Annotated in this window: 16 protein-coding genes; 13 read left to right on the top strand and 3 right to left on the bottom strand. The window is 66.3% G+C overall.

Translation table 11 applies throughout. The features are described from left to right. The first annotated feature begins 247 nt into the window (after window positions 1-247). The 6 genes from rsmD to D7T59_RS07980 all read left to right on the top strand — a co-directional run bounded on the left by rsmD (window position 248) and on the right by D7T59_RS07980 (window position 5,059). Window positions 248-826: a 16S rRNA (guanine(966)-N(2))-methyltransferase RsmD gene (rsmD, locus tag D7T59_RS07955; RefSeq protein WP_180852044.1), complete on the top strand. Its 579-nt coding sequence runs from the start codon at window positions 248-250 to the stop codon at window positions 824-826. A gap of 26 nt (window positions 827-852) precedes the next feature. Beyond that, on the top strand, window positions 853-1,362 hold the full coding sequence (gene coaD, locus D7T59_RS07960; RefSeq protein WP_010484372.1) for a pantetheine-phosphate adenylyltransferase: 510 nt from the start codon (window positions 853-855) through the stop codon (window positions 1,360-1,362). Between the two features lie 60 nt (window positions 1,363-1,422). Further along, window positions 1,423-1,914, top strand: coding sequence for a hypothetical protein (locus tag D7T59_RS07965; protein WP_008267340.1), 492 nt, complete (start codon window positions 1,423-1,425; stop codon window positions 1,912-1,914). A 132-nt stretch (window positions 1,915-2,046) separates the two neighbouring features. Next, a complete protein-coding gene (locus D7T59_RS07970) occupies window positions 2,047-2,328 on the top strand; it encodes a YfhL family 4Fe-4S dicluster ferredoxin (protein ID WP_004153175.1) in 282 nt (93 codons plus the stop codon). Next, the gene (gene ggt / locus D7T59_RS07975) at window positions 2,325-4,055 is read left to right on the top strand and encodes a gamma-glutamyltransferase (RefSeq protein WP_180852042.1); all 1,731 of its coding nucleotides are present in this window, start codon (window positions 2,325-2,327) and stop codon (window positions 4,053-4,055) included. The genes D7T59_RS07970 and ggt overlap by 4 nt, the downstream gene beginning before the upstream one ends. A gap of 116 nt (window positions 4,056-4,171) precedes the next feature. Beyond that, on the top strand, window positions 4,172-5,059 hold the full coding sequence (locus tag D7T59_RS07980) for an MBL fold metallo-hydrolase (protein ID WP_005412984.1): 888 nt from the start codon (window positions 4,172-4,174) through the stop codon (window positions 5,057-5,059). A gap of 85 nt (window positions 5,060-5,144) precedes the next feature. Here D7T59_RS07980 and D7T59_RS07985 read toward each other — a convergent pair whose 3' ends face one another. Beyond that, entirely contained in the window at window positions 5,145-5,438 is a 294-nt protein-coding gene (locus D7T59_RS07985; RefSeq protein WP_180852040.1) for a PsiF family protein, read from the bottom strand. Between the two features lie 60 nt (window positions 5,439-5,498). Here D7T59_RS07985 and D7T59_RS07990 point away from each other — a divergent pair, with 60 nt between their 5' ends. Together D7T59_RS07990 and D7T59_RS07995 are read left to right on the top strand one after the other, a co-directional pair. Further along, the gene (locus D7T59_RS07990; protein ID WP_407070876.1) at window positions 5,499-5,924 is read left to right on the top strand and encodes an ArsR/SmtB family transcription factor; all 426 of its coding nucleotides are present in this window, start codon (window positions 5,499-5,501) and stop codon (window positions 5,922-5,924) included. Then, window positions 5,905-6,384, top strand: coding sequence for an SRPBCC family protein (locus D7T59_RS07995; RefSeq protein ID WP_180852038.1), 480 nt, complete (start codon window positions 5,905-5,907; stop codon window positions 6,382-6,384). Before D7T59_RS07990 ends, D7T59_RS07995 begins: the two co-directional genes overlap by 20 nt. 110 nt (window positions 6,385-6,494) lie before the next feature. Here the strand turns inward: D7T59_RS07995 and upp are convergent, their stop codons facing one another. Then, window positions 6,495-7,127 (bottom strand): uracil phosphoribosyltransferase, encoded by a 633-nt coding sequence (gene upp / locus D7T59_RS08000; protein ID WP_049457648.1) that lies wholly within the window; start codon window positions 7,125-7,127, stop codon window positions 6,495-6,497. A 215-nt stretch (window positions 7,128-7,342) separates the two neighbouring features. On the opposite strand from upp, the gene D7T59_RS08005 reads away from it, so the two are divergent. The 5 genes from D7T59_RS08005 (at window position 7,343) to D7T59_RS08025 (ending at window position 13,485) form a co-directional block, all read left to right on the top strand. Then, window positions 7,343-9,856, top strand: coding sequence for a TonB-dependent receptor (locus D7T59_RS08005; RefSeq protein WP_219629855.1), 2,514 nt, complete (start codon window positions 7,343-7,345; stop codon window positions 9,854-9,856). Further along, a complete protein-coding gene (locus tag D7T59_RS08010; RefSeq protein ID WP_180852035.1) occupies window positions 9,856-10,971 on the top strand; it encodes an NHL repeat-containing protein in 1,116 nt (371 codons plus the stop codon). The genes D7T59_RS08005 and D7T59_RS08010 overlap by 1 nt, the downstream gene beginning before the upstream one ends. After that, complete coding sequence (locus D7T59_RS08015; protein ID WP_180852033.1) at window positions 10,968-12,335, top strand: purple acid phosphatase family protein; 1,368 nt, start codon at window positions 10,968-10,970, stop codon at window positions 12,333-12,335. The genes D7T59_RS08010 and D7T59_RS08015 overlap by 4 nt, the downstream gene beginning before the upstream one ends. Window positions 12,336-12,345: 10 nt before the next feature. Next, window positions 12,346-12,972 (top strand): inorganic diphosphatase, encoded by a 627-nt coding sequence (locus tag D7T59_RS08020; protein WP_180852031.1) that lies wholly within the window; start codon window positions 12,346-12,348, stop codon window positions 12,970-12,972. Window positions 12,973-13,116: 144 nt separating this feature from the next. Beyond that, a complete protein-coding gene (locus D7T59_RS08025; RefSeq protein ID WP_180852029.1) occupies window positions 13,117-13,485 on the top strand; it encodes a DUF6547 family protein in 369 nt (122 codons plus the stop codon). Between the two features lie 19 nt (window positions 13,486-13,504). On the opposite strand, the gene D7T59_RS08030 is transcribed toward D7T59_RS08025, so the two are convergent. Next, window positions 13,505-14,089 carry a hypothetical protein gene (locus D7T59_RS08030; RefSeq protein WP_180852027.1) on the bottom strand — a complete coding sequence of 195 codons (585 nt, stop codon included), beginning with the start codon at window positions 14,087-14,089 and terminating at the stop codon, window positions 13,505-13,507. Window positions 14,090-14,197 lie beyond the last annotated feature (108 nt).

Consider the following 14,197-nt stretch of genomic DNA (forward strand, 5'->3'; position numbering starts at 1 on the left):
AGGAAACTGTCGAAGGCGGGGTGGGTCCGGTTGAGGGGGTGTGAGCGGCATGGATGCCGCGACCAAGCCCCCATGGACGGGTTTACGGCGTCCCCCTCAACCGGACCCACCCCGCCAACCCACGGATAGCCGGCTTTTGCCTTTGCTTCGGCTGTTGCTCCGGCCTCTGCGGGTGCCGGGCGCCGCCCGGCCGAACTACAATCCCGCTCATGCTGAAATTCTCGAACAACCCCCACCGGGAGCGCCGGTGAGCGGCCGCGGTGGCAATGACGGCCAGGTCCGCATCATCGGTGGGCGCTGGCGCAATACCCGCCTGCCGGTGCCGACCCTGCCGGGGCTTCGCCCCAGCAGCGACCGCGTGCGCGAAACACTGTTCAACTGGCTGATGCCCAAGCTGGGCGGGGCGCGGGTGCTGGACCTGTTCGCCGGCAGTGGCGCATTGGGCCTGGAGGCAGTCTCGCGCGGCGCCGCCCACGCTACCCTGGTCGAGCGCGATGCCCAGCTGGGGCGCAATCTGACCGCAGCCGTAGCCAGGCTGCAGGCCAGCGACCAGATCACCGTCGTCCAGGCCGATGCCCTGCGCTGGCTGCAGGGCGCTCCGGCGCAGCAGGCCGATCTGGTCTTCATCGACCCGCCGTTCGCCGATGGTCTGTGGCAGGACGTGCTGTCCCAGCTGCCGCGGCACCTGGCCGCCGATGCCTGGCTGTACCTGGAATCGCCGGCCGGCCACGTGCCGGCGTTGCCGCCGGACTGGCTGCTGCACCGCGAGGGCGGCACCCGCGAGGTGCGCTTTGCCCTGTACCGCCGCGCCACTGCTACACTTTGACCTCATCTGAACATCTGCATCCGCCCATGACCGTGGCCAACCGCCGCATCGCCGTCTACCCCGGCACGTTCGACCCGATCACCAATGGTCATATCGACCTGGTCAGCCGGGCTGCGCCGCTGTTTGAAAAGGTCGTGGTGGGCGTGGCGCAGAGCCCGTCCAAGGGCCCGGCGCTGCCGCTGGAGCAACGGGTGCAGCTGGCGCGTGGCGCCCTGGGCCACCACAGCAACGTCGAGGTCATCGGCTTCGATACCCTGCTGGCCCATTTCGTACGTTCGGTCCAGGGCGGGGTGCTGCTGCGCGGCCTGCGCGCGGTGTCCGACTTCGAGTACGAGTTCCAGATGGCCAGCATGAACCGTCACCTGATCCCCGAGGTCGAGACCCTGTTCCTGACCCCGGCCGAGCAGCACAGCTTCATTTCGTCCTCGCTGGTCCGCGAGATCGCGCGCCTGGGCGGCGACGTGTCCGGCTTCGTGCCGGCCGCGGTGCTCGAAGCCCTGCGCAAGGTCCGCGAAGCGAAGGCGGCACAGTCGTAAGCCCTGCTGTACCCGCACCCCATTACGTACAACACCACGCACCATTCCGGGAGGAAACCCATGAACACCACCATGCGCGCGATGCTGATCGCTTCGTTGGCCCTGGCCTTCACCGCCTGCAAGAAGGAAGAGGCCGCTCCGGTCGACGAGGCCAAGCAGGCCCTGGTCGCCCCGGCCAAGGATGACGATGCAGGCTGGAAGAAGTACCTGCAGGAAGTGGCCATCCAGAACATGGGCAACATCACCAACAGCCCGTTCCTGTACTACCTCTCGCCGGAATCGGACCCGGACTTCCAGGCCAAGTACGAGCGCCAGACCGAGAGCGCGACCCAGGCCGTGGCCCGTGGCGTGCAGCCGGGCAACATGCTGGCCTTCGGTTCGTCGGCCTCGGGCAAGATGGCTGACATGATCCAGGCCGTGTTCAAGGACGTGGGGCCGGATTCGATGAAGGGCGTGCGCGTCGTCTTCATCGGCCAGTCGGCCGACAACGCCCGCGTGCAGGCTGCGATCCAGCCGACCGGTGCCGAGTACATTTTCGTCGAAGCCAAGTAAGACCGAGCCATGGCGGCCATGCTCCGGCATGGCCCGGGCGGCGTCCTGCAAGGGCGCCGCTGATGACCTGACCGGCCCGCGCGCCCGCGTTGGCCGGTCCTTTGTCCCAGGGCGCGGGCGAGGAGTATCGCCGTGTCGCTGAAAATCAACGAGCTCTGCGTCAACTGCGACGTATGCGAGCCGGCCTGCCCGAACCAGGCCATTGCGATGGGTGAAACCATCTACGTGATCGACCCTGCGCGCTGCACCGAATGCGTGGGCCATTTCGACGAGCCACAGTGCGTGGTCGTCTGCCCGGTCGAGTGCATCGATCCGGACCCGGAGATCGTGGAAACGGAAGACCAGCTGCTGGCCAAGCTGCGCCAGCTGCAGCACGATCACCCCGAACTCTACGCGGAGCCCCCATCCGAATGAAGACGCTGATCGCCCGCCCCCTGCTGCTGCTCGGCCTGCTGCTGAGCCCGATGGCCTGGGCCGACAGCCCAGCCCGTGCCGAGCGCCCCGAGGGCGCCGCCATTGCCAGTGGACATGCGCTGGCCACGCAGGCCGGCATCGACATCCTGGCGCAGGGCGGCAACGCCTTCGACGCGGCGGTGGCGGTGTCGTCCACGCTGGCGGTGGTCGAGCCGATCAGCTCCGGCCTGGGCGGCGGCGGCTTCTTCCTGCTGCATGACGCGGCTACCGGCAAGGACGTGATGCTGGACGCGCGCGAGACCGCTCCGGCGGCGGCCACGCCGCAGGCTTTCCTCGACAAGCAGGGCAACCTGGACCGTGATCGCTCGGTCAACGGTGCTTGGTCGGCCGGTATTCCGGGCCTGCCTGCGGCGCTGGTCGAACTGTCCGCCAAGCACGGCAGGCTGCCGCTGTCTGCATCGCTGCAGCCGGCGATCCGCATCGCGCGCGAAGGCTTCCCGGTCTACGACCGCATGGCCAAGGGCTATGCCTCGCGCCGCGAAGTGATGGAGCGCTACCCCGGCACCCGTGAGGTCTACCTGCGCAACGGCAAGCCGATCGCCAGCGGTGACCTGTTCAAGCAGCCGGAACTGGCGCAGACGCTGGAGCGCCTGGCGGCCGGTGGCTTCGACGGCTTCTACAAGGGCCAGACCGGAAAGCTGTTGCTGGCCGGCGTGAAGCAGGCCGGCGGCAAGTGGACCGCTGAAGAGCTGGCCGGCTACCGCGTGAAGCAGCGCGAGCCGATCGTGTTCAACTACAACGGCTGGAAGATCACCACCGCGCCGCCGCCGTCGTCCGGTGGCATCGCGCTGGCCAGCATGCTGCAGATCCTGGAAGGCTGGGACATCAGCAAGATGGACCCGGCGCACCGCACCCACCTGGTGGTTGAGTCGATGCGCCGTGCCTACCGCGACCGCACTTTCTTCCTTGGCGATCCGGACTTCGTGCAGATCCCGCAGAAGGTGCTGACCAGCAAGGATTACGCACAGGGCCTGCGCGCCACCATCCATCCGGAGAAGGCCACGCCCAGCGACCTGCTGTCGGGCAACCCGACCCCGCTGGAAGACGACGAGACCACGCACTTCTCGATCATCGACCGTGACGGCAACCGTGTCGGCGCCACCCAGACCGTCAACCTGCTGTACGGCTCGGGGCTGATTCCGAAGGGCACCGGCGTGCTGCTGAACAACGAGATGGACGACTTCGCGCTGAAGCCGGGTACGCCCAACGCGTTCGGCGTGATGGGCTATGAAGCCAATGCGCCAAAGGCGGGCAAGCGCATGCTCAGCTCGATGACGCCGACCTTCATGGAGAACGCCGACAAGGTGGTGGTGCTGGGTACCCCGGGTGGCAGCCGCATCATCACCATGGTGCTGCTGGGCATCCTCGGCTACGACGCTGGCCTGGATGCGCAGCAGGTTGCCGCGCTGCCGCGCTACCACCACCAATGGCTGCCTGACCTGATCGAAGCCGAGGACGATGCGTTCGACGCGGCGACGGTGAAGCAGCTGCAGGCGATGGGCCACAAGATCGATCTGCCGGGCAATGTTGCCGCGGGCGGCCGCGGTTCCAGCCACGTGTGGGGCAACCTGCAGACCGTGGAATGGGACCGTAAGGCGAACAAGCTGTTCGGCGGCAGCGACCCACGCAATCCGGTCGGCAGCGCCCAGGTCGTGCCGGCACGTTGACCCGGTAGTGCCGGCCGCTGGCCGGCAATCTGGCTCAATACCGAAACCCCGCCACGGCGGGGTTTTCTGTTTTCTTCCTAGCGATTATTTAACGGGCCGGCGCCGATAATCGGAGAATGAAACTCTGGTCTATTCGTGGAAACTCGCAACGCCTCGATGGCGGTGCGATGTTCGGCAACGCGCCGCGTGCGTTGTGGGAAAAATGGGCGGCACCGGACGAGCTCAATCGCATCGAGCTGGCCTGCCGTGCGCTGCTTGCCAGCCCGCTGGAAGGCAAGACAGTGCTGTTCGAAACCGGTATCGGCGCGTTCTTCGATCCTCGCATGCGCGAGCGCTACGGCGTTCAGGAAAGCCAACACGTACTGATCGATTCGCTGCGCGAAGCCGGTTTCGAGCACGAGGATATCGATGTCGTGGTGCTCAGCCACCTGCACTTCGATCATGCCGGTGGCCTGCTGGCGGCATGGAGTGAAGGGCGTGAGCCGGAACTGCTGTTCCCCAATGCGACCTATGTGGTCGGTGCGCAGCATTGGCAGCGCGCCATGCAGCCGCATCCGCGCGACCGGGCCAGCTTCATTCCGGAGCTGCCGGGCCTGCTGCAGGCCAGCGGCCGCCTGGAAGTGGTGGACGGCGAGTATTCGAAGGTACTGGGTCGCAGCGTTCGCTTCAGCTACAGCGACGGCCACACGCCGGGGTTGATGCTGGCCGAGATCGTCGGCCACGCGCACGCCGGCGAGGATGCGCACGGCGGGGTGGTGTTCTGTGCCGACCTGATTCCCGGCCGCTCATGGGTGCATGTACCGATCACCATGGGCTACGACCGCAACGCCGAACTGCTGATCGACGAGAAGCGGCAGTTTCTTGAGGACAAACTGGCGCGCAACGTGCATCTGTTTTTCACCCACGATCCGCAGGTGGCACTGGCGCAGCTGGGGCGCGATGACAAGGGGCGTTTCGTGACCCTGCACGAGCAGGGGGAACTGAAGGCGCGCGCGCTGGGGTAATGAAATGGCCGGGCATTGCCCGGCCTTTCACAGACGGCGGTAGATCCACGCCATGCGTGGATGGCGTTTTATCCGAATGCAACCGTTACGACGCCTTCAGGCAGCTGCTCATGAAGGTCTTGCGCGCGTCACCGGCCAGCTTCTTGGCGCCGGCGTCGGCGTTGCACCTGCGCATGCGTTCCTGCTGCGCATTGGCCGGCTTGGCGTCGGCAGCGTGGCCACTGAGGCAGGAACTCTGCGCGGTCTTGTAGGCATCACCCTTCAAGCCCTTGTTCTTGGCCGAGCAGTCGGCCATGCGCTGCTGCTGGGGCGTGGTGGCATTGGCGGCCAGGGGCAGGCTGACCAGCAGGACAGCAGCCAGCAGGAAAGAAGCTTTCATCGAGGACACTCCAAGCGGTGGCGTGTGCGCGGAGCATTGGCCTGCGGGTAGCAAGGCCACGTGAAGAATCGTGCCGCGGCAGCGACTGCTTGCAGCGGCATTCAGATCGGCGTATTACTTAGCCATATGGGTAAGTATGACCGCGCCATTCAAGACGTGTTCCAGGCATTGGCCGACCCGACCCGTTGCGCGATCGTGGCCGCGCTGGGGCAGGGGCCGCGCACGGTGTCGGTGCTGGCCGAGCCTTTCCAGATGGCCTTGCCCTCGCTGATGAAACATCTGGCCGTGCTGGAGCGCAGTGGCGTGGTGCGCAGCCGCAAGCAGGGACGTGTACGCACCTGCGAACTGGTGCCGGAACGGTTGGGCCAGGCCGAGCAATGGCTGGCCGCGCAGCGCGCCGTGTGGGAGGCGCGCGCCGACCGCATGGTCGAGTTTGTCGAAACCCTTCACCGACAGGAGCAGGCCCATGGCCGTAGACGCAGGTGACAACCCCGAGACCGATCTGGTCATCAGCCGCGTACTGAACGTACCGCGCGCCGCCCTGTGGCGGGCGTGGACCGACCCGGCGCTGCTGCGCCAGTGGTGGTGCCCGAAGCCATGGAGCACCGAGGTGCGTGCCTTCGACCTGCGCCCCGGCGGGGCCTTCCACACCTTCATGCAGGGCCCCGACGGTGGCAGCAGTGACAATCCGGGCAGTTTCCTGGAGATCGTGCCGCAGCAGCGCCTGGTGTTCACCTCGATGCTCGGCCCGGGCTGGCGGCCGCAGTCACCGTGGCTGGGCTTCACCGCCATCATCACGATGGAGGACGAGGGCCAGGGCTGCCGTTACACCGCGCGGGTGATGCACCCGGACAAGGCCCTGCGTGACCAGCATGAGCAGTTGGGCTTCTTCGACGGCTGGAACACCGTCATCGGCCAGCTGGAAGCGTTCGCGGCCGGTCTTTAGTACAGCGTTTGGGGTCAGAGCCCTCTCCCGTGGAGAGGGATCCGACCCCCCGCAGCTGTTGGGGTCAGATCCCTTTCGCTGCGAAAGGGCTCTGACCCTGGTCCGCCGGTTCAACCGACACGGGTACCGAAGATGCGGTCGCCCGCGTCACCCAGGCCCGGCAGGATGTAACCCTTGTCGTTGAGCTGGGCATCGATGGCCGCGGTGTAGATTTCCACGTCCGGGTGCACGGCCTTGACCGCGTCGATGCCTTCCGGCGCGGCCACCAGGAAGATGCCCTTGATGCGGCGGGCACCGGCACGCTTGAGCATGTCGATGGTGGCGATCAGAGTGCCGCCGGTGGCCAGCATCGGGTCCAGGATCAGCGCGTCGCGCTCTTCCAGGCGGCCGGTCAGGCGCTCGAAGTAGGGCACCGGCTGCAGGGTTTCCTCATCGCGCTGCAGGCCGACCACGCTGACGCGCGCGGCCGGGATCAGCGACAGCACGCCGCTGAGCATGCCCAGGCCGGCACGCAGGATCGGCACCACGGTGATCTTGGCGCCGGCGATGCGCTGCACGGTGACCGGGCCGGCCCAGCCGGGCAGGGTGTGCGGTTCGGTGTCCAGGTCGGCGGTGGCCTCGTAGGCCAGCAGCGTGCCCAGTTCATTGGCCAGCTCGCGGAAATCCTTGGTGCTGAGCGCGGCATTGCGCATCAGGCCGATCTTGTGCTGCACCAGCGGGTGGCGCACTTCGACGATCTTCATGGTCGGGAAGGGGAAAAGGAGAGAGGACGCCATTTTGCCGGATTGGACGCCCAACCCCAAACCGGGGCCGGAGGCGGCCTGCATGAAATGTGCAGATCCATGTCACGGCCATGCAACCTTGCGGACATACCGTGCAGACCCATTCTTAACAGGAATGGGGATTCCCAGTGCATATCAAGACTCCGTTGGCCGTTGCCATCACCCTGACCCTGGCGATGGGGGCTGCGGCACCACTGCAGGCGGCCGGGCAGCAGGCGGTCGCCGCCACCGGTTCGGTGGCCGCCGATGCGGTCGACCTGGACCGCATTGAAGTGCGCGCCCAGCTTGAATCGCAGATCCGCGCGGTGGACCTCAAGCGCAGCAGCGACGCGATCGAAGATGCGGTGTCCTCCGATGCGCTGGGCCAGTACCCGGACAAGAACGTGGCCGAATCGCTGCAGCGGCTGCCGGGCATCAGCGTCACCCGCGACCAGGGCGAGGGCCGCTTCGTGGTCATTCGTGGCCTGGATGCCAATCTCAACAGCGTCAGCGTGGATGGCATCGCCGTGGGCACGCCGGAGGATTCCAGTCGCGCCGCCCCGCTGGATGTGATCCCGTCCGATTCCACCGAGCGCCTGCGCGTGGTCAAGTCGCCCACCCCGGACATGCCCGGCGACGCCATCGGCGGCGCGGTGCTGGTCGAGTCGGCCTCGGCCTTCGACCGTGACGGTCGCAGCCTGCGCGGCAAGATCGAGGGCAGCCACCAGCAGCTGTCCGGCGAGACCAGTCCAAAGGCGGCCTTCAACTACAGCGAGGTGTTCAACGACACCTTCGGCGTGGCGCTGGGCGTGAACTACCAGAAGCGGAAGTTCGAGTCGGACAACACCGAAGTGGAGTACGGCGGCGAGGATGACGCCGCCCCCGGTGACGTGACCGCGATCAACCTGCAGCACCGCAAGTACGAGATCGAGCGCAAGCGCATCGGTGCCAACCTCAACCTCGACTGGCGCCCGAACGAAGACAGCAGGTACTACCTGCGCACGCTGTACAGCCAGTTCGACGATGCCGAAACCCGCCAGCGCGTGATCTTCAACTTCGACGACGCCAGGATGGTCAAGACCGGCACCGACCAGTACCGCCTGGACGGCATGCCGAAGGATTCCATCGACAAGCGCATGCGCTATCGCACCAAGAAGGAAAACACCTTCGCGGCCAGCCTCGGTGGCGAGAACAAGCTGACCAACGCCGTGGTCGACTACAAGGTTGGCTACACCCGTACCGAAGAGCGGGTGAATGACGAGATGGAAGCGCGCTTCAAGCTCAACGGCAAGGCCTTCAATGGCACGCTTGACCAGAGCAGCCGCCTGCCCAGCTACAGCTTCGACAATCCGCAGTGGCTGGACAACAGCAACTACGCTTTCGACCGCTTCGTGCTCTCGCCCAAACAGGTGAATGACAAGGAACACAGCGCGCAGGTCAACGTGCGTTTCGACGGCGACAGCGGCAGCATCAAGATCGGCCTGCTGGGCCGCTGGCGCGACCGCGACGTCAATGTCGACGAGAACGAACTGCGGGTCGGCCCGAAGGTCGCGCTGTCGAGCTGGAGCACCTCCTCGCCCGAACACCGCCACGGCAACCTGGGCGACGGCATGGACTCGGCTGCGATGCGCGCGTTCTGGGCGGCCAATGGCAGCCAGTACAGCGCGCGCCCGCAGGACATTGGCGGCAATGCGATGACCTCGCTGGAAGAGGACTACGTGGCCAGCGAGGACATCTTCGCCAGCTATGCGATGGGTACCTGGGACATCGGGGCGCTGCGCATCATCGGCGGCGTGCGCGTGGAGAACACCCAGTTCAAGGCAACCGGCAACCAGGTGGACGTGGCAGCCAACGGCCGCAGCTTCACCGTCACCCCGCGCGTGGCCAACAGCAGCTACACCAACGTGCTGCCGGGCCTGCACCTGCGCTACGACGCCGCAGACGACTGGGTGCTGCGTGCCTCGGCCAACAAGACCGTATCGCGTCCCTCGTTCGGTGACATTTCACCGCGCGTGGGCTACAGCCGGGGTGACGAGGAGGTGCGCCTGGGCAATCCGGAACTGGACCCGTACGAATCGAAGAACATCGACCTGTCGGTGGAGAAGTACATCGGCAGCAGCGGCATTGTCTCGCTGGGCCTGTTCCACAAGTCGATCGACGGCTACATCGTGGAAACCGTGCGTACCAATGATCCGGCCTACGGCGGTTTCGACGTGACCCAGCCGATCAACGGCCGCAAGGCCACCGTGCGTGGTGCCGAGTTCAACTGGCAGCAGCAGCTGGCCTTCCTGCCTTCCGGCCTGGATGGACTGCTGGTCGGTGCCAGCGGCACCTGGCTGGACACCACGTTCGATGCCGGCATCAAGGACCGCCCAGGCGAGGACTTCACCCTGCCGCGCGCCTCCAAGCACGTCTACAGTGCCCACATCGGCTATGAGAAGTACGGTCTGAGTACGCGGCTGGCAGCGGTGTACCGCAGCGAGTACCTGGACAGCATCGGCAAGGGCCGTGCCTTCGATATCTACGTTGCGCCGAACACCCAGCTCGACTTCTCGCTGGACTACAAGTTCACACCGCGCGTGAGCATGTACCTCGAAGCGCAGAACCTGCTGGACAAGCCGCTTGAGCTGTACCAGGGCACGCGCTCGCGCACGCTGCAGATGGAAGAATATGGCCGTACCTACGCGCTGGGCCTGAAGGTGGCACTGTGATGGCGCCTCGCATCACCCTGCTGGCCGCCGTGCTGGCCGCAACGTTGATGGCGGGCTGCACGCCGGCCACCGGCAACGATCCGTCCGTGGCCAGGCCCGGGGCGAAGGCCACGGCCGAGCGTGCGGTGACCACCATCGCCGAGGCATTCCTTTCGCCGATGACGCCGGCCGACAACATCGATTCGCCCGCCGCCTGGCGTGCACCTGACGGAAAGCTGTGGTTGATCGCCACTGCCAAGGCCACCGACAAGCTGGTGGTCTACGACGGCAGCAGCGGCCAGCACCTGCGCGACGTAGGCAGCAGTGGCACCGCGCCAGGGCAGTTCGACCGCCCAAACGGCATCGCGGTGACCGACGATCTGCTGTGGATCGTGGAGCGCGACAATCACCGCGTACAGGTGCTGAGCCTGCCGGACTTCACCCCGCTGGCGACCTTCGCTGCGGACGACCTGCGCAAGCCGTACGGGCTGTGGGTCGACCGCCGTGCCGATGGCTACAGCGTCTACGTCACCGACTCCTGGGACAACGGCGAGGATGCACAGGGCCGTGACATCCTGCCGCCGCTGGCCGAGCTGGACAAGCGCGTGCGCCAGTACCAGGTGACCCGCGACGGTGCGAAGGTCGAAGCGAAACGTGTGGCCAGTATTGGTGACACCACTGAAGCGGGTGCCCTGCGCGTGGTCGAATCGATCTGGGGCGACCCCGAGAACGATCGCCTGCTGATCGCCGAAGAGGACGAGAGCTACGCCAGCGAGTTCAAGGTCTACACGCTGGCCGGGCGTTTCACCGGCACCACCTTCGGCCGTGATGTGTTCAAGGCGCAGGCCGAAGGCGTGACCCTGCGTACCTGCGGCAAGGACGGCTGGTGGATCACCACCGAACAGGGCAAGCAGCGCAGCGTGTTCCATCTGTTCGACCGCCACACCCTGAAGCCGGTCGGCGCGTTCCAGGGCAATACCGTGGCCAACACCGATGGCATCTGGATGATGCAGCAGCCCAGTGTGCGCTTCCCGCACGGTGCGCTGTATGCGGTGCACGACGACCAGGGCGTGGTGGCGTTCGACTGGGAGAGCATCGCCAAGCAGTTGGCGCTGCCGCTGGAGTGTGGCGCATGAGCGGTCGTTGCCTGATGCGTACGCTGGTGCTGGGCCTGCTGCTGGCGGTGCCGTCGGTGTCGTTCGCGGCGGCTGAACCGAACACCCAGGTGCCGGCGGGCAGCCGGCACTACGCAGCGACGACGGTGCCGGACCGCATTGTCGCTTCGCCGGCGGTCGATCCCAGCCATGGGTTCGCCGTGGCCTGGCGTACCGACGGTAGTGTGCAGGCGCCGCTGCTGGAGATTGCCCTCGCTGGCGATTCACCGGCCATCGAGGGCATCCGCCAGGTACGCGCCACGACACACGCGCTGCAGACCGAGAACGGGCTGTCGCACCACCACCGCGCCGATGTCAGCGGCCTGCAGCCCGATACCCTGTACGTCTACCGCGTGCAGGGCAATGGCAGCTGGAGCGCCTGGAACCAGCTGCGCACGCTGGCTGCGCCCAACCAGCCACTGACCCTGCTGTACTTCGGCGACACCCAGAACAAGAACGTCAGCCATGTCAGCCGCGTGGTGCGCGCCGCGCAGAAGGCTGCACCCGGGGCACGCCTGAGCCTGTTCGCTGGCGATCTGGTCAGCGGGGGTGACGGTGCCGATGACAGTGAGTGGGGCGAATGGTTTGCCGCCACCGGTTGGCTGGCCCAGGAAACGCTGGTGGCGCCGGCGATCGGCAACCACGAGTATTTCGAGGAATTCGAGGACACCCCGCAGGAACGCCGCGTGCTGGGCAGGCATTGGCCGGTGACGTTTGCGCTGCCGGGCAATGGTGCTGCCGCCGCGCAGCAGACCAGCTACTGGTTCGATGCGCAGGGCGTGCGCGTGGCGGTGGTCGATGGCACGTCGGCACTCGACCTCGGCACGGCCAAGGCGCAGGCGCAGTGGCTGGACAAGGTGCTGACCGGCAATCCGCAGCCGTGGACCCTCGTACTGCTGCACCAGCCGTTCTACTCGCCGCGCGAAGGCCGTGAGAACGCCGCGCTGCGCGAGGTGCTGCTGCCGGTGGTACGCCGCCACAACGTCGATCTGGTGCTGCAGGGCCACGACCACACCTACGGTCGCCGTGGCGAAGGGCAGGCCGCGACGCCGCAGTACGTGGTGACCGTGGCGGGGCCGAAGCAGTATCGCCTTTCCGACGAAGCGCGCAGGACGATGGACCCGGTGGCCGAGGACACCCAGCTGTTCCAGGTGTTGCACATCGACCCGCAGCACCTGCGCTATGAAGCACGCACCGTGACCGGCCGGCTCTACGATGCCTTCGAACTGCGCCGCGATGCCAACGGTGGCAAGCAGCGCACGGAGCTGGCCGAAGGCCGCATCACGCCGCGTGACTGCCCGCGCGCGCAGACGGCCAAGGGTCGTGCCGATCGTTGCTGGGAATGAGGAGACGCCGATGACCACGTCCCACCGCACCCTTCCGCTCGCCGCCATCGGCGCCGCTCTTCTGTTGCTGGCCAGTGCGGTGACCGCTGCCGATACCGTATTGCATCCGTTCCTGGTAGCGCAGCCGAAGCAGGCGCCGCAGGAGGTGAATCTGGCCGTGGAGATTCCGGCCGGCAGCTTCACCAAGTACGAGATCAAGGAAGACGGCCTGGTCCATGTGGACCGCTTCCAGTCGATGCCGGTCGCCTATCCGGCGAACTATGGTTCGATGCCGCGCACCCTGGCCGGTGACAACGATCCGCTGGATGCGCTGGTGCTGACCCGCGAACCGCTGCATCCGGGCGTGATCGTGCGCTTCCGGCCGATCGGCTACCTGAAGATGATCGATGGCGGCGAGCACGACGAGAAGATCATCGGCGTGCCGACCGACAAGGTCGACCCGACCTACGCCAATATTCGCGATCTGAAGGATCTACCTGAGATCGAACGGCAGCGCATCGAGGCGTTCTTCCGGGTCTACAAGGACCTGCCGGCCGGCCGTAATCCGGTGCAGCTCAATGGCTGGGGTAATGCCGCCGAAGCCCGCGCGCTGATCAGTGAAGCGATGGAGCGCTTCGAGGCTGTCCCCGCGCGTTGATCGTGCGGGGTTTCAGGCGAACTGCCAGCGCCCAGATCCGGCAGTTCCTCTCCTTCTCGCTGGATCTGCAACGTGTGTGATGGACCTGAGGCAAAGGATGGTTCCATCATTCGGGTCGGTTGATCGAAGGATGGACACCGCCCTATGACCTCCAGAACATCCGCTGAGGCTTACAAGACGATCATTGACGATCTGGTCCGTTGCAGCGAAGGCTGTGTTTCGGCCCAGCGATTGGAGAAGACTCCGCCTCTCGTGGGTGAGCAGACCGTCGCTGCGCTCTCGTACAGCCTGACCGATGATCAGCGCAAGCGGGTGGCTGAAGCGCTCCGCTCTGAACGTAGCGCAGCCATCCACGATGCCCTGGTGATCCTTGCGGAATGGATCGACTGTCGAGGCCTCACCCTGCATCTTGACGGTGAGGTCATGCCGGTAGACCTGAGCGGCATGGGGCTTCACGGCGATTTTGTCGGTCGTGCGACCGGCTGGGAGTGGCCGAAGAGCGATGGTCAGTAGATCCACGCCATGCGTGGATTCACCCCTGCAGTGTCTCGATGAACGACTCGGCCTGCAGGCGGTCGCCCAGCACCTGGGCCACCGCCTGCACGGCCGCTTCCTGGTGCTCGGCGCGGATGCCGCCATCGTCGTCATCGTTGTAGAGATCGTCGCCTGCATCGAAGTAGACCGTGCCTGCGGCGGCCAGCGCTGCCATCAGGGTGGGCAGGTCGTCGGCGAACGTATCGGCCTCCCAGCGTCCGCCGCCATGCCGTGCAAACAGCACGCTGCCATCGTCCATGTCGAGGATGAAGGGATCGGCACCGAAGTCGGCCACGACCAGCCAGTGGCCGGGCCAGTCCGCGATCGGCTTGCCGTCAACGCCATTCCAGCGGTAGCCCGCCTGGTAGCTCCACAGGCGCTGCAGCGGCGGTACCCACACATCCAGGCCGGGAATGGCGATGCCGGCATGGCCGACCTTGGTGTTGATCTCGCGCCCCAGTGGCCCGACCTGCGCGTAGAAGTGTGCCAGCACGGGCGGCAGCGGGAACGGGCCCTGCCAGTCACGTTCGTCCTGGGCCTGCAACGGGCCGAAACGGGCGAAGGCAGCGTGCAGGTCATTCATGGCGTCGTTGTTCCGATAACGGGCCCGGCAGACTAGCAGACGGCCCCGCGTGCAATGCCTTCACCGCCGCTGGCTATCATGTCCGCCTTCAACAACGAAGGCGGTGTC

It is taken from the genome of Stenotrophomonas maltophilia (assembly GCF_013464915.1).
GTDB classification, from domain to species: Bacteria; Pseudomonadota; Gammaproteobacteria; order Xanthomonadales; family Xanthomonadaceae; genus Stenotrophomonas; species Stenotrophomonas maltophilia_AT.

Bases quoted from the DNA above. Each gene is read 5' to 3' on its own strand.
- coaD (WP_010484372.1), top strand. From the start codon at position 853: ATGACCGTGGCCAACCGCCGCATCGCCGTCTACCCCGGCACGTTCGAC.
- D7T59_RS07995 (WP_180852038.1), top strand. From the start codon at position 5,905: ATGGCCGTAGACGCAGGTGACAACCCCGAGACCGATCTGGTCATCAGC.
- upp (WP_049457648.1), bottom strand. From the start codon at position 7,127: ATGAAGATCGTCGAAGTGCGCCACCCGCTGGTGCAGCACAAGATCGGC.
- D7T59_RS08030 (WP_180852027.1), bottom strand. From the start codon at position 14,089: ATGAATGACCTGCACGCTGCCTTCGCCCGTTTCGGCCCGTTGCAGGCC.
- D7T59_RS08010 (WP_180852035.1), top strand. From the start codon at position 9,856: ATGGCGCCTCGCATCACCCTGCTGGCCGCCGTGCTGGCCGCAACGTTG.
- D7T59_RS08020 (WP_180852031.1), top strand. From the start codon at position 12,346: ATGACCACGTCCCACCGCACCCTTCCGCTCGCCGCCATCGGCGCCGCT.
- D7T59_RS08025 (WP_180852029.1), top strand. From the start codon at position 13,117: ATGACCTCCAGAACATCCGCTGAGGCTTACAAGACGATCATTGACGAT.
- D7T59_RS07965 (WP_008267340.1), top strand. From the start codon at position 1,423: ATGAACACCACCATGCGCGCGATGCTGATCGCTTCGTTGGCCCTGGCC.
- D7T59_RS08005 (WP_219629855.1), top strand. From the start codon at position 7,343: ATGGGGGCTGCGGCACCACTGCAGGCGGCCGGGCAGCAGGCGGTCGCC.
- D7T59_RS07980 (WP_005412984.1), top strand. From the start codon at position 4,172: ATGAAACTCTGGTCTATTCGTGGAAACTCGCAACGCCTCGATGGCGGT.
- ggt (WP_180852042.1), top strand. From the start codon at position 2,325: ATGAAGACGCTGATCGCCCGCCCCCTGCTGCTGCTCGGCCTGCTGCTG.
- D7T59_RS08015 (WP_180852033.1), top strand. From the start codon at position 10,968: ATGAGCGGTCGTTGCCTGATGCGTACGCTGGTGCTGGGCCTGCTGCTG.
- D7T59_RS07985 (WP_180852040.1), bottom strand. From the start codon at position 5,438: ATGAAAGCTTCTTTCCTGCTGGCTGCTGTCCTGCTGGTCAGCCTGCCC.